We start from the raw sequence: 14,296 nt of genomic DNA on the forward strand, positions 1-14,296 counted from the left end.
GATGTATTTACGCGGCTGTAGTTCATCGGTAGAATAGAAGCTTCCCAAGCTTCGGAGGTGGGTTCGACTCCCATCAGCCGCTCCAAACCTGCGGTGAGCAAGTCGCGCACCGCAGGTTTTCTCTATTTGAAGCGTTTCAGCCCGCGTTTATCGCGGGTATTTTTTGTTAACATTTCCCAACGGCAAGTTGCTGTTTTTGCATAGCACACTCCACAAACTGGGATGTATAATTCTTATGCCCGATAGGAAGGATGCAAGGTTTTTCATATAAAGCCTGTGGCGCGTTAGGGGATACGCAACAGGGGCATTCATTTAGGGCCTCCTGTGCGTATTTGTGGAGGAGTGGTCTTTCGGATCAGTGCCTCTCGGTTGCGTGATCCGGCAGTTCCTCCGTGAGGAGATGCTCTTTCCGCCAAAAGGTTTGGCAGTTTGCCTTCTCTTCCAGATTAAAGCGGATCATCCGTTCCAGCAGGGGGAAGTCCACCGGCTGTGCCCATCCGATGCGGATAATTTCTTTGCTGTGCGTATAGCCGGCCTGTAGGATGTCATCCGAAAAACGCTCGATGCCCGCCCGTTCTGGGGCGACGGCCAGATGCTTTTTGGCAACGCTGAAACCGATGATGAACGTACCGTGGTCGGTAAACATCGGCTGGTTCCAAGCAATTTTGGGCCTCAGTGTGGGGAACGTGGCGGTAATCCAGTGGAATATATTCTGTAGCCTATCCCGGTACTGCGGATTTTCCACTCGTTCCAAATATTCGGCGAATGGCTCCAATCCCTTACCCCCAATCCAATAAAGTAGACCTCGTTTTGGGCTTTCCACAGCGATTTTGTAGGAAGCCACATGGAAGATAGGGTTCCCATTTTCGCCCTAGAAACGCATTTCAGATCGTATTTTTTGGCAAGCTGCCATGGAAATTCATATAGTCGGCCCGACAATTGCTGTTATCCCAAGTACGGCCCGCTGGAATCCGCTGTTTCCAACAGATAAAGAAAAAGCGCTCCCCATTGCCTTTTGCAATGGGGAGCGCTTTCAAGTTCGATCGAAAATCCGTTTCTAATAAAAAACATATTACAAGCCAAATGACCCGGATGGGAATCAATCAAACAAGCTCAACTGCTTCATCTCCGAAGCGCGCTTTTTTCCTCCGGTGGTAGTCTTATGCAGGCAGTCCGCCGGGATCGCATCCAAAAAGCAGGAGGGCTCGTTTGAGGTCAACAGGATCAATTCCTCCTGCGCGCGGGTCATCCCTACGTAAAATAGGCGGCGTTCTTCCTCCACATTTGCCGGATGCTTGGGAGATTCCAGCGGAATTTTTCCCTGTCGGACGCCGGCGAGGAAAACCACGGGGAATTCCAAGCCCTTAGAACCGTGCAGGGTCATCAGGGTGACCGCGCCCGCTTCGTAGAGTTTTCCGGTTGCGCTTCGCATCAAGTCGCTTTCCTGGCCGAGAAGTAAGTTTTGCAGGAAAGAGGCCATGTCTTTGTGGAATACCGCTGTGTTCAGCAGGCGCTGGAAAGGTTCTGAGGCGGTGAGTCCCTGCGCTTTGGCCCATGCATCCAAGAGCTTGCGCGGCTTTTCCTTTCCCACGCGCTGCCGGAATTCCTCCACCTGCGCAAAGAAGGGCTGTAGGACCGCCACATCCGCGTATTCGGTTGCAGCGGCGTCCAAGGCTTCCTGGGAAGGATTCCCACTTGCCGCCTGCGCAAAAAATTGTGCAAGGCTGCCGATTAAGTCCGCGGGACAGTTCCAAACGAGCTTTAAACAGGCGCGCAGGGCGGGATCGTTTTGCACATCCAACAGAAAGTGGAAAAAGCTTACAGCTCCACGCACGGCGTCATCCGCCAAGAAGTCGTCGCGCCCGGCGATTACACAGGGAATCCCCTCCCGGCGGAGGCATTTTTCCACCAGGTCGGCCTGCCGGTGGGTACGGTATAAAACGGCGATGTCGGAGAAACTGCGCGGCGGCGCATCCTCCGCATGGGAGAACCCGGCGTCGCTGTCCAGCATATCGATGCCACCCACCATGCGGTTGATCTCCTTGGCGATGTAAATCCCCTCGGACAGGTCGCTCTCCGCCGTGACACAGCGCACAAGCGCTCCGCTGGGGTGCTGTGCCTCCAAAAGCCGCTGCGATCCTTCGTTTTCCGAGATGACCGGGAGCGCGCAGCGCAGAATCTCCGGCGTGGAACGGTAGTTTTTCAATAGATGGATGGAGCGCATAGCCGGGAAGCTCTCTTCCAGGCGGGCAAAGCAATGGGCGTCCGACCCGCGGAATCCATAGATGGACTGGTCCGGGTCGCCGATCACAAACAGGCTTTTTCCGTTTCGGTTCCACGCCTGCACCAACCGGAATTGCAGGGCGTTGATGTCTTGAAATTCGTCCACGAGAAGATAGTGGAACCGTTTGGCCCATTTGGCGTTTTTTTCCGTCTCCGCTTCTGCCATCGCAACGGCTTGTAGGAGAAGATCGTCAAAGTCCAGGACATTCGCCGTGTGCAAGCGCTCCTGATACGCGTCGAATGCCTCGGAAGAGAGCGCGCTTTCCGATGGTTCCAACCCGTTTTTCCGGCGGGAGACCTCTTGCAGGAAGGCAGAGGGGGAGAGCTTGCAGGCGTGCGCTTTGCCGATTTCGTCCGCAATTTCCCGCGCTTCGTATTCGTCCAGCAGATTGACGCCCTGCGTGTGTTCAGTCAAAAGCTGGAGGCAAATGGCGTGGAACGTGCCGATGGTCATGGCGCGGACCGCACGTTTGCCGCCGAGCTGCTTTTCCAGGCGTTCGCGCATTTCCACGGCGGCCTTGTTCGTGAAGGTTACAGCGGTGATTTCCGAAGGCTTGACGCCGCGGTTCTGGATGAGATAGGCGATGCGCGAGACGAGTGTCTTGGTTTTTCCCGTGCCTGGCCCAGCGATCACCGATACCGCGCGTTCCGGCGCGGTTACAGCGGCAAGCTGTTCCTCGTTCAGGCCGTCGAGGGGACCAGAAGGGACGGTGGGTGTGGATTCGGCTGGGGCAGATTCCACCTTTGCGGCGGCGCGCTTTTGGGGCTTTCTAGCAGGTTCTTTTTTCGCGAGCGTTTGTCCGAGGAAGAAGCTGATCTGCCCGTTCAGCGCATCGATTTCGTCCGGCCGAAGCAGTTGGATTTTTCCATATGCACCGTCGTATCCGGGGGAACGCTCGACCTTCCCGGCGCGTAGGCGGCGAATCCCCTCCGCAACACAGGGGCCGGCGACGCGCTCGATGTCCTCCGGCGCGATTTCGCGCAGGATGGGAAATTCCGGGCCGAGCTGCCGCAGCATGGATTCGTATTGTGCGGCGACCTTGCTCCCGGTGGCCGATAAACCGGTCGAGCCTGCGATTACCTCCGGCAGAGGGGCGAGGCTTTCGAATGGGTTTGCGCCCGGCGCACGGGCATCCTCGCCCCGGTCCGCGAGCTGTTCCACCCGGTGCTGCACACCGATGGTCAGCTTACGCCCGCAGACGGGGCATATCCCTCCGTAACGCTCCGCCTCCGCGGGACTTAGGCAGAGGTTGCAGTTCCGGTGCCCATCGTAATGGTATTTTCCTTCTTCTGGGAAGAACTCAATGGTCCCCGCAAGCCCTTCCCCGGTCTGTAGGGCGTGGGAAAGGGCGGGGTAGGAGAGTGAAATATCCAGCAGATTGGCCTCCCTGCCCAGCTTGGACGGGGAATGCGCGTCGGAATTGGAGACCAGATGGTAAGCGTCCAGCGCAGAAAGCCGCCAGTTCATGGGCGGGTCCGAAGAAAGGCCGGTTTCCAGGGCGTGGATATGGGGCGTCAGGTCTTCGAAACACTCCTCAATGGTGTCAAACCCGGAGAACGCGCCGAACAGCGAGAAGTGCGGCGTCCAGATGTGCGCCGGGATGAAGACCGCGTCCGGGCACGCCTCCAAGGTGATTTCCAGCAGGTCACGGCAATCTAAGCCCAGAATCGGCCGCCCGTCCGAGTGAATGTTGCCGATCGCCTCCAGCTTTTGTGCGAGCGTTTCCGCCGCCTCTAAGCTGGGAAGAAGGATGACGTTGTGTACCTTGCGGACCCTGCCGCCCTTTTTGTAAATGGAACTGATTTCGCCCGTCACCACAAAGCGGGGACGCCGCAGCCCGTCCGTACAGGCGTCGTGCAGGCGGTATTCCTCCCGGAGGGTATAGAGCCCTTCTTCCGCGGGAACCAGCTTTTCGTTCAATTCTTCGCGCCACGCCGGGTGCGTAAAGTCCCCCGTGCCGACGATATCGATACCTTTGCGCCTTGCCCAGAGGTCCAGATATTCGGGGACACATTCCCGGCTGGTGGCGCGGGAATATTTGGAATGGATATGTAAATCTGCAATATACATCTCGTTCACCTGTTTTTGACAAAATTCGCGTTTTCTCCCTCATTATAGGAAGTTTTTGCCCTTTGTGCAATGCAAGAGGCTCCTTGAAAATACAGCGCGCTGAAACTTGCCTTTTTCGACAGAACGCGATACAATATGCCTGTTATACCGGCGGAGGGAACGTCCCCTTCCCGGAAGGCGAGCCCCGCCGCCGCGCGGGAAATCCAACATGAGGAGAATCATTGAATGAACAGTTTGGGATTTTATCCGGCAAATGTCCTGCTGCCCACCGAAACAGACCTCACCAAGTGGAGCGTTGTCGCGTGCGATCAATACACGTCACAGCCTGATTATTGGCAAGAGGTGGAATCGTTTGTGGGGGACGCCCCCTCCACCCTGCGCATGATCGTACCTGAGCTTTACCTGGAGCAGCCAGGGGTTGAGCAGCGGATTGCGGCGGTGAATGCAGCGATGGACCGGTATTTGGCAGACGGGATCTTTCGCACGGTAGAGAATTTTATCTATGTGCGCAGGACGCTCCGCGATGGGAAAATCCGCCGCGGGCTGATCGGTGTGGTCGACCTGGAAAAGTATGATTTCACAAAGGGGTCCCAGTCCCTGATCCGCGCAACGGAGGGGACGGTGTTGGAGCGCATCCCGCCGCGCGTCAAGGTGCGCGAGAACGCTGCGTTGGAGTGCCCGCACATTATGCTGCTGATCGACGATCCGATGAAGACGGTGATCGAGCCAGTGGAAGACCGCGCGGGCGAATTGGAACAGGTGTATCAGTTCGACCTTATGCAGGACAGCGGGTCGCTGGAGGGAATCCTCTGCGATGATTCCGAGGCGCGGCGCATTTTGGCCGCTTTGGATGAGCTGGCAGACCCGGAGGCCTTTAATGCCCGGTATGATCTCACCGGGAAGGCCCCCCTGCTTTTCGCCGTAGGCGACGGCAACCATTCCTTGGCGACGGCAAAGACCTGCTATGAGAATTTGAAGAAAGTCCTCCCGCCCGAGGAAGCCCGCGTGCATCCGGCGCGGTATGCGCTGGTCGAGGTGGTCAACCTGCACGACGCCTCTTTGGAATTTGAGCCGATCCACCGGGTGGTATTCGGCGTGGATGAGAAAAAGCTGCTGGAAGCGCTGAAGGCCCAATGCGGTGCGCCGGACGGCCAGCGTGTGGTCGTATGCAAAGGAAAAGAGAAAACCGAGCTGTATTTCTCCCAAGCATCGTCCAATCTTCCGGTGGGGACGCTTCAAAAGTTCTTAGACGCCTACATAGAAGAAAACGGCGGACGGGTCGATTATATCCATGGAGAGGAAGTCGTCGAAGAGCTCTCCGCCCAGGAGGGAAACATCGGATTCCTGTTGGAAGCCATGCCGAAAAAAGAACTCTTCAAAACGGTTGTGCTCGACGGCGCATTGCCGCGGAAGACCTTTTCAATGGGCCATGCGTGGGATAAGCGGTTTTACATGGAGTGCCGGCAAATTCAAGAATAATTCAAAAAAGAGAAAGGACTTTTGCATCGGAAGAAAGATGCAGGGTCCTTTCTTTGTTTAGGGTTAAGAATCCCCGGTTTTATGCTTGTCTGTGCCGTCGAGGCTATCCAAAGACGTAACGATGGCATATAGCTGCTCCAGCTTGCAATAGAGTTCATTCTGATTTTGAATGATGGTGTTTAAATTTTGGTTGAGTTGTTCCAGGTCCCGATCGATTTTCCGGTGATGACATCTGCGTTTCATTACAAGTTCTCCCCCAATCTATGTGTTCAGTATACCATATTTTACTTCATAGGCAATATCCCGTAAAGAGACACCTATCGGATTTCTTGGAATACCATAAAGGAGAGGGAGGGACTTGTATGCATCCACAGCAGTTGCTTTGGCAATTAGACGCTGCGCACAGGACCGTCTTGGCTGTGCAAAGACTCCAAAATCAGGTGTTTCAAACGAGAGCGCTGCTTCGAACCGCAGGAAATATAGCGGATCTTTGTTCCCTAGCGGAGGTGATTCAACAGGTTAGCGGTGCTTTGCGGCCAGCGAATAGCCCTCCAAACCGGCGCTCTTTTTAAACATTTTCAAATTTTTCTTACATTTTCATCCAATATTGTGCTAAAATAAAGATACAGCGTGAACGTTTGATAAGGAGTCCCTTAGCTTCAAAGATGGCGCTGCCTGTTTTAGCAAATGGTGAATGCATGGTGCGAGTGGGATGGCCGGTGGGTATGTTCCCTTGACCACCCCGACGAGAATGAACGCAGAGTTCGCCCATTTGCTGACGTTGTGAAAGGATACGTTGGTTGTTTTTTTGGAGGGCGAGAAAATGTTTCAGAAGGGCGATTTGATTGTTTATGGAAACACGGGAATTTGCCGTGTAGAAGAGGTTGGCACGCCGGAGAGCCTCCCCGGGGTCGATAAGGAGAAGCTGTATTATAAGTTGGTCCCGGTTCGAAGTGCCAGCACGATTTATACGCCGGTGGACACCAGTGTGTTTATGCGTCCGGTGATGACAAAGGAAGCGGCGGACCACCTGATCGACCGCATCCCGGAAATTTCGGAGGATTCTTTTGAGTGCCGCGACCCGCGCATGTTGGCAGAGCATTACCGCACATCCCTGCAAACGCATGAGTGCGAGGATCTCATCCGCTTGATTAAGACGGTTTACCGGAAGAGCAAAAAGCTGGTCCAAAACGGAAAGAAACCGGGCAAAACGGATCAACAATATCGGAAACGTGCGGAAGAATTGCTACACGAAGAGCTGTCCGTCGCATTGGGCATCTCGTTTGATGAAGTACCCGCCTATATTGAGCAAAGAATCTCTGCGCTGGAAGTTGCGCAGGGCGCGTGAGTTTTTCCTCGGCAAAAATAAAAAACAAAGGGGCTGTCCATTCTTTGATCTGAACGGACAGCCCCTTTTTGCGTATTCTTATTCGTGCAGGCCGCAGGCGCATTCTTCGCACTCTGCGAGTTCCCCCACCAGCGGGGTGGGGTCAATCCCCTGCCGTTTGTAGTAGTCGGCGACCGCTGCTTTGATGGCCTGTTCCGCCAAAACCGAACAGTGGACTTTGACCGGCGGCAGGCCGTCCAGTGCTTCCATCACCGCTTGATTGGTGAGCTTGAGCGCGTCTTCGATCGTTTTCCCTTTGATCAGCTCGGTTGCCATGGAGCTGGTGGCAATCGCCGCGCCGCATCCAAAAGTCTTGAATTTCACATCGGTGATGGTGTCGCCCTCCACCTTGATGTACATGCGCATGATGTCGCCGCAGCGGGAATTTCCCACCTCGCCGACGCCGCTGGGGTCCTTCATCTCCCCAACGTTGCGGGGATTTGCAAAATGGTCCATTACTTTCTCACTGTATGCCATAAAAAACAACCTCTTTTCTCTGTCCTGGTGTTTTGATTCAATCGGCCTTTTGCCCGTTCACGATCTCTTCCCATAGGGGGCTCATGGAGCGCAGCCGTTCCACAATGCCGGGAAGTACTTCCAAGATGTAATCGACGTCTTCCTCCGTGTTTTGGTCGCTGAAGGAGAGGCGCAGGGAGCCGTGCGCAATTTCATGTGGGAGGCCGATTGCGAGAAGCACATGGCTGGGGTCGAGGGAACCGGACGTACAGGCCGAGCCGGACGAACCGCATACGCCGTTTAAGTCCAGCAGCAGCAACAAGGACTCCCCCTCGATGCCCTCAAAGCACAGGTTGACGTTCCCTGGCAGGCGTTTGGTCCGGTCGCCGTTCAGGCGGGTGCGCTCGATCTGCAATGCCCCGTCGATCAGCCGGTCCCGCATAGCGGTCAAACGCTTGGTGCGCTCCGCCATGGTAGCACAGGCCTCTTTGAGCGCAACGCTCAATCCGACGATCCCGGCCACGTTTTCCGTGCCGGCACGCCGTCCGCGCTCCTGCGCGCCGCCGTCGACCAAATTGGGAAGCGAGATGCCTTTGCGGATAAACAGCGCGCCCACGCCTTTCGGCCCGTGGAACTTGTGCGCGGAGAGCGAAAGCAGGTCGATGTGCTGCTCCTTGACGTCGACCGGCAGTGTGCCGGCCGCTTGTACAGCATCGGTGTGGAACAAAACGCCGTGCTTCTGGCAGATGGCGCCGATTTCCGAAACCGGCTGGATCGTGCCGATTTCGTTGTTCGCATACATGACCGTCACCAGGGCCGTGTCCTCGCGGATCGCCGCTTCCAATTCCTCCGGCCGGACGAGTCCATCAGCGTGGACGTCCAAATAGGTGACGGAAAAGCCCTCTTTTTCCAGCGATGCGCAGGTATGAAGCACCGCATGATGCTCAAATTTGGATGTGATGATGTGCTTCTTCCCCTTTTTGGCAAGCTGATGGGCAATCCCTTTGATCGCCCAGTTGTCCGCTTCGCTTCCGCCCGATGTAAAAAAGATCTCGTTGGGTTCGGCGTTCAGGCAGGCCGCGACGTCTGCGCGGGCCAGTTCCAGGTGCTTTTTGGCCTCCCGGCCCACGGAATATAGGCTGGAGGGATTGCCATAAAGGTCGGTATAAAACGGTTTCATGGCCGCAAAGACGGTAGGGGAAACCGGCGTAGTTGCGGCGTTGTCCGCATAAACAAAACGTGCCATGGATACGCACCTTTCCTTTCCAAAATGTGATTGGTACTTCCATACCCCGTACCAGGGATTGCCGGTACAGGAATATTTAATCCTTACTAATTTACTATGAATTGAATATACACTATTCCAGTATACTTTGCAAGCCCTTTTTGCAAAAAAGTTTCAAAGTGGCAAAGGTTGTTGAAGGATGGCAAAATAGGGGAGAATCCTTGCAGGAGGCCCGTGTAGACAGAGGGGGCACACACGCTTGCATCGCCAAGGGTCAAACGACTGCACCGGCGGCTTTGGCGCGTTCGGCGCCCGCAACGGCCAAACGGTCGCACCGCTCGTTCTCCGGATGCCCATTGTGCCCGCGCACCCAGACGATCTCCACGCGATGGATTTCCAGCAAGTGCAGGAGGATCTCCCAGAGGTCGGTGTTCAGGGCGGGGGATTTGTCTGCTTTCCGCCAGCCATTTTGCCGCCACTTGACCGCCCAACCCTTTTCGATCGCGTTGCAGACATACTGCGAATCGCTGCAAAGCGTGACGGCGCAGGGTTCTTTCAAGCATTGCAGCGCGCGGATCACCGCCATCAGCTCCATGCGGTTGTTGGTGGTGTCCGGGTCGCCCCCGCTGATTTCTTTTTCTACGCCGTTGAAGCGCAGGATAGCCCCCCATCCGCCGGGGCCGGGATTGCCCTGGCAGGCGCCGTCCGTAAAGATTTCTACGTGTTTCATAGTTTCCGTCCTTTGTTTCCGCTTATGCGGTTGATTGCGTATCCCATACAAGCTTTTCCGAGTCCCGTCCACTTAAAAGAGGCGAGAAGCCTGAGAAATGCTTGGGAGGACCCTGGCAGGAAGCATGGCAGCGCTGGCTGCGCCGGTATGGATCGTCCTCATTATATCATAATTTTGCAGAAGAGTTTTTTCGATTTTGGCCTATGAAATGTTTGAAGAAAATTGCAAGGGGCAATAATAGGGATAACGACAGGGATTCCGGCCGGCGGTTCATACCTTGACAGCTATACGGAATCAAGGTACAATAATGACAATTAAAACTGGTGGGCCTGACGAATCCAAATGGACATCCAGCCCGCGGTCGGCATACAATTGAGGCAGAGCGATTAGGAGGCGCCGGGGAACGGGCCTCTTTGCTGTTGTGTACGTTAAGGTTTTGTTTTGGCAATTAATGCGCGCGGTTCCGGGGCGTGTGGGAAGGCACAGCGCGGGGCAATGGAGTGCGGATTAAAAATATATCATTATGATTTTTGGAGGGCCAACGCCGCCAGGCACCGTTTGCAGGCGGGCGTTTTATCGGCGTATCCAAGAGACAATGGAGGTTGTACTTTGATAGAACAAAATAGGAATCATGAAGGAACATCCAATCCGCCTGAGAAAAACGAGATGGGTATAGCGGCGGGCATCCACCCTGCGCTTTATGGGAAAGTGACGCTGCCGCAGCGGCCGGAACAGCCCATCCAGGCGGAGGCGCCGGCGGCGAAAGCGGAACCGTCAAAGCGCCGCACGATGCGCCGTGCTCCGAAAAAGGCGGAGCCGGAAAAGGCACAGCACCAGAACAGCAAGGAAACAAAGACTGCGGCCCCGCGGGGAAAAAAGCGCGGGCAGAACAGCGGAGCGAAGAAGCCGTCCATCCGGATTTACTTTTTGGGCGGCCTGAATGAGATCGGGAAAAACTTTACCCTCTACGAGTGTGAGGGCGATATGCTGATCGTCGACTGCGGCATGTCTTTCCCAGACGACGATATGCTGGGCGTAGACCTGGTGCTGCCGGATTTCACCTTTGTGGAGCGCAATGCGGATAAGATCCGCGGGATTGTGCTCACGCATGGGCACGAGGACCACATCGGTGCATTGCCGTATCTGCTCAAAAGGGTGAATTTGCCCATCTACGGCACGATGCTGACCCTTGGTTTGGTCGATGGGAAACTCAAAGAGCACGGCCTTTCCGGGAAGGTCAAGATGAATGTGGTCAAGCCGGGCCAGACGGTGAAATTGGGTTGCATGGATGTGGAATTCATCCATGTGAACCATTCGATCCCGGATTCTGTGGGCTTTGCCATCCACTCGCCCGCTGGCACGGTGGTTTACACCGGCGACTTTAAGATTGATTGCACGCCCGCCTGGGGCGAGATGATCGACTTGGGCCGCTTTGCAGAGCTGGGAAACGAGGGCGTTTTGGCATTGCTGGCCGATTCCACCAACGCGGAGCGTCCCGGTTACACCAAGACCGAGCAAATGGTGGACAATACCTTCGAAAGCCTGTTTAAGAAGGCGGAGAAGAAGCGCATTATCATCGCGACATTTGCCTCCAACATCAGCCGCGTGCAGCAGATTATCAACTGTGCGGTGCGCTATGGCCGCAAGGTGGCGCTTTCGGGCCGAAGCATGCTGAACGTCATGGGTATCGCGGTGGAAATGGGCTATTTACAGGTTCCGGACGGCGTGTTGATCGACATCGACCTGCTCAATCGGTACCCGCGCGAGAAAGTGGTCTTGATTACAACCGGCAGCCAGGGGGAGCCGATGAGCGCTTTGACGCGCATGGCGTTTGCCGACCACCGGAAGGTGGAGGTCGGCCCGGAGGACTTTATCATTATTTCGGCAAGGCCGATCCCCGGCAACGAAAAGACCGTGGGCGCGGTGGTCGATGAGCTCTTAAAGCGGGGCTGCGAAGTGATTTACGAATCCATGTATGAAGTGCATGTGTCCGGCCACGCCTGCCAGGAGGAACTCAAAATCATCCAGGGCATCACAAAGCCGAAATATTTCATCCCGTTCCATGGCGAGCAAAAACACCTGCGTAAAAATGCAGGGCTGGCCATCTCTATGGGAATGGACCCCGCCAATGTCTATATCGGCGACATCGGCGATGTGTTGGAGATCAATCAGGAGTATATGAAGAAGCTCACCTCCGTACCCGCCGGGCGTATCCTGGTGGACGGCCTCGGCGTAGGGGACGTGGGGAGCATTGTGCTGCGGGACCGCAAGCATCTGGCAGAGGACGGCCTGATTGTCGTGGTATGTACCATCGACGACAACGGGCAGATCGTGGCCGGCCCGGATGTGGTCTCCCGCGGATTTGTCTATGTGCGTGAGGCGGAGCCGTTGATCGACGAGGCCAAAAAGCGCGTCGCCGCGGCGTTGGAGAGCTGTTCCGAGCACCATATCCACGATTGGGGCACGCTCAAGACGCGCATCAAAGATGAACTTTCCCGGTTCCTGTATGAGCGCACGCGCCGCAGCCCGATGATCCTCCCCATCATTATGGAGGTCTGAGGCCCTGCCATGCGCAAGAAGCACGGGAGTGTTGAAGGAGATCAACCGTGAAAAAAAAGGTTTGGGTGGCATCGCCGATCTGCTTTGTACTGGCGGCGGCGATGCTGATTATGGCGCTGATCAGCTGGTTTACCGGCCACAAGATGGTTTTTTTCATCGAGGCGGTGGTAGCCGTTGTAGCGATCCTCGCCATTGCCATTGTGCATATCCGCTTCCAGAGCTATGTATACACCTCTGTCAAAGCGGCCAAGAAGGTGCTCTTCGGAAAAGAGTACGATGCTCTGGAACAGTTTACCATGCCCATGGCGATCGTGGGGGAGGCGGGGGACATTGTTTGGGCCAACGCCGCCTTTTTAGAGAGCGCGGGTAGGGCGCGCGATTGCCGCGGGGAAAATGTGATGAAGTTCCTGTACCCGCACACCATCCAGCAGGTGGTGGCGGCCAAAGGGACGGATGTGACCATCGGGGACCGGCAGTTTACTGCATTTGCGTCAAAGACGGAGCAGGGGCATATCCTCTGCTTGGTGGACGACACCTATTATAAGGCGATCAACCGGGAATATGTGGAAAAGCACCCGGTAGTAGCGCTGGCGCATTTTGATAACCGGGAGGAATTGGCGCGCGATTCCAGCGGCAGCGAGGACGCGCGCATTGCCTCGGAGGTGGAGCAGGTGCTCACCGAATGGGCGCAGAGCATGGGCGGCTTTCTCCGGCGGCTCTCCGGCGGGCGCTTTTTGATCCTGACGGATGAAATTCATATCCGGCAGGCCATGGAGAAACGCTTTGAAGTCCTGGACAAGATCCGGGAAATCAAGGCGGGGGAGCGCCGCAGCGCGACGGTTTCGATCGGCGTGGCGCGCGGGGCGGAATCTCTGCAAGAGGCGGAACAATGGGCGCGCAAAGCGCTGGAAATGGCGCTGGGGCGCGGCGGGGACCAGGTGGCCGTCAAGCAGAAAAACGATACATATGAGTTTTTTGGCGGCTTGAGCAAGGGCGTGGAAAAGCGCGACAAGGTGCGCACGCGGGTCATCGCTGCGACGCTCTCCGACCACATCAAAGAGTCGGAAAACGTGTTGATTATGGGGCACCGCTTTTCTGACCTCGACTCGATGGGTGCGGCGGTCGGCCTGTGGAGCGTGATTACAAAGGCGCTTCACAAACCCGCTTTTGTCGTGGTGGACCGCCAGCAAACGCTTGCGGGGCAGATCGTGGAACGGATCGATGCCAATTCGGGCGACCGCGTGGTGTTCCTTTCCCCGATGGACGCGATGGAGCAGTTGTCCCCGCGGACGCTGTTGATTGTGGTCGATACGCATTCCCCGGACTTTGTGGAAAGCCGCGAGTTGCTCAACCATGTGAGCCGCGTGGTGGTGATCGACCACCATCGCCTGATGGTCAAGCGCATTGACAATGCCATTGTCTTTTACCACGAGCCCTATGCCAGCTCCGCCTCGGAGATGGTGGCGGAACTGGTGCAATACATCGGGGACAGCACACTCACCCAGCACGAGGCCGAAGCGCTTTTGGCGGGAATTATGCTGGATACAAAGAGCTTTGTGCTCAAGACGGGCGTGCGGACCTTTGAGGCGGCCGCCTACCTGCGCCGCCGTGGAGCCGATACGGTGGAGGTCAAGCGCATGTTTGCCGATTCCATCGACAGCTATAAGGCGAAGTATAAAATTGTCTCCGGGGCCGAGATTCAACAGAACTGCGCCATCGCCTGCGCCGATAAGGAATTCCCGGACATCCGGGTCGTCTCCTCGCAGGCGGCGGACGAGCTGCTTTCCATCCGGGGCGTTAAGGCGTCCTTTGTCATCTACCCAACGGGGAATGTGATGAATATTTCCGCGCGCTCCCTGGGGGACATCAACGTCCAGCTGGTGATGGAGGTGTTGGGGGGCGGAGGCCATCTCACGATGGCGGCAACCCAGCTTCCCAATTTGACCATTGAACAGGCAAGGACTAAGCTGGTGGCAGCGATCAAAGAAAAAGCGCAGCTCCCGGCTGGGCAGAAATAAAGGGTTTTTTGCATCGGAATCACGGAGAAAGACAGGGCGTTTCCTGCCTTTCTCCGTGGTTCCGGTCCGTCTCTGGTTTCCATCAGGG

10 protein-coding genes and 1 tRNA gene are annotated in these 14,296 nt (G+C 56.1%); 5 read left to right on the forward strand and 6 right to left on the reverse strand.

Translation table 11 applies throughout. The annotated features are described in order from the left end of the window. Positions 1 to 11 precede the first annotated feature (11 nt). A tRNA-Gly gene (locus I2E77_RS00690) sits at positions 12 to 85 on the forward strand. 270 nt (positions 86 to 355) lie between these two features. Here the strand turns inward: I2E77_RS00690 and I2E77_RS00695 are convergent. After that, complete coding sequence (locus I2E77_RS00695) at positions 356 to 775, reverse strand: iron chaperone (RefSeq protein ID WP_195450412.1); 420 nt, start codon at positions 773 to 775, stop codon at positions 356 to 358. A 324-nt stretch (positions 776 to 1,099) separates the two neighbouring features. Beyond that, on the reverse strand, positions 1,100 to 4,354 hold the full coding sequence (locus I2E77_RS00700; protein ID WP_195450413.1) for a UvrD-helicase domain-containing protein: 3,255 nt from the start codon (positions 4,352 to 4,354) through the stop codon (positions 1,100 to 1,102). A gap of 225 nt (positions 4,355 to 4,579) precedes the next feature. Here I2E77_RS00700 and I2E77_RS00705 point away from each other — a divergent pair, with 225 nt between their 5' ends. Then, positions 4,580 to 5,833: a DUF1015 domain-containing protein gene (locus tag I2E77_RS00705; RefSeq protein WP_195450414.1), complete on the forward strand. Its 1,254-nt coding sequence runs from the start codon at positions 4,580 to 4,582 to the stop codon at positions 5,831 to 5,833. 63 nt (positions 5,834 to 5,896) lie between these two features. Here the strand turns inward: I2E77_RS00705 and I2E77_RS00710 are convergent, their stop codons facing one another. After that, on the reverse strand, positions 5,897 to 6,076 hold the full coding sequence (locus I2E77_RS00710; RefSeq protein ID WP_191362310.1) for a hypothetical protein: 180 nt from the start codon (positions 6,074 to 6,076) through the stop codon (positions 5,897 to 5,899). A gap of 580 nt (positions 6,077 to 6,656) precedes the next feature. On the opposite strand from I2E77_RS00710, the gene I2E77_RS00715 reads away from it, so the two are divergent. Beyond that, positions 6,657 to 7,181 (forward strand): CarD family transcriptional regulator, encoded by a 525-nt coding sequence (locus tag I2E77_RS00715; protein WP_087230004.1) that lies wholly within the window; start codon positions 6,657 to 6,659, stop codon positions 7,179 to 7,181. Positions 7,182 to 7,259: 78 nt separating this feature from the next. On the opposite strand, the gene nifU is transcribed toward I2E77_RS00715, so the two are convergent. The 3 genes from nifU to rnhA form a co-directional block, all read right to left on the reverse strand. Further along, the gene (gene nifU / locus I2E77_RS00720; protein WP_087230007.1) at positions 7,260 to 7,697 is read right to left on the reverse strand and encodes a Fe-S cluster assembly scaffold protein NifU; all 438 of its coding nucleotides are present in this window, start codon (positions 7,695 to 7,697) and stop codon (positions 7,260 to 7,262) included. A 37-nt stretch (positions 7,698 to 7,734) separates the two neighbouring features. Then, on the reverse strand, positions 7,735 to 8,922 hold the full coding sequence (gene nifS, locus I2E77_RS00725) for a cysteine desulfurase NifS (RefSeq protein ID WP_195450415.1): 1,188 nt from the start codon (positions 8,920 to 8,922) through the stop codon (positions 7,735 to 7,737). Positions 8,923 to 9,175: 253 nt separating this feature from the next. After that, positions 9,176 to 9,631, reverse strand: coding sequence for a ribonuclease HI (gene rnhA / locus I2E77_RS00730; RefSeq protein WP_087230013.1), 456 nt, complete (start codon positions 9,629 to 9,631; stop codon positions 9,176 to 9,178). A gap of 789 nt (positions 9,632 to 10,420) precedes the next feature. Between rnhA and I2E77_RS00735 the strand changes: the two genes are divergently transcribed. After that, entirely contained in the window at positions 10,421 to 12,190 is a 1,770-nt protein-coding gene (locus I2E77_RS00735) for a ribonuclease J (RefSeq protein ID WP_442858911.1), read from the forward strand. A gap of 47 nt (positions 12,191 to 12,237) precedes the next feature. Continuing rightward, positions 12,238 to 14,208: a DHH family phosphoesterase gene (locus I2E77_RS00740; RefSeq protein ID WP_087230016.1), complete on the forward strand. Its 1,971-nt coding sequence runs from the start codon at positions 12,238 to 12,240 to the stop codon at positions 14,206 to 14,208. The last annotated feature ends 88 nt before the right edge of the window (positions 14,209 to 14,296 follow it).

This window comes from Anaeromassilibacillus sp. 1001302B_160321_C8 (assembly GCF_015554745.1).
Lineage (GTDB): Bacteria > Bacillota > Clostridia > Oscillospirales > Acutalibacteraceae > Anaeromassilibacillus > Anaeromassilibacillus stercoravium.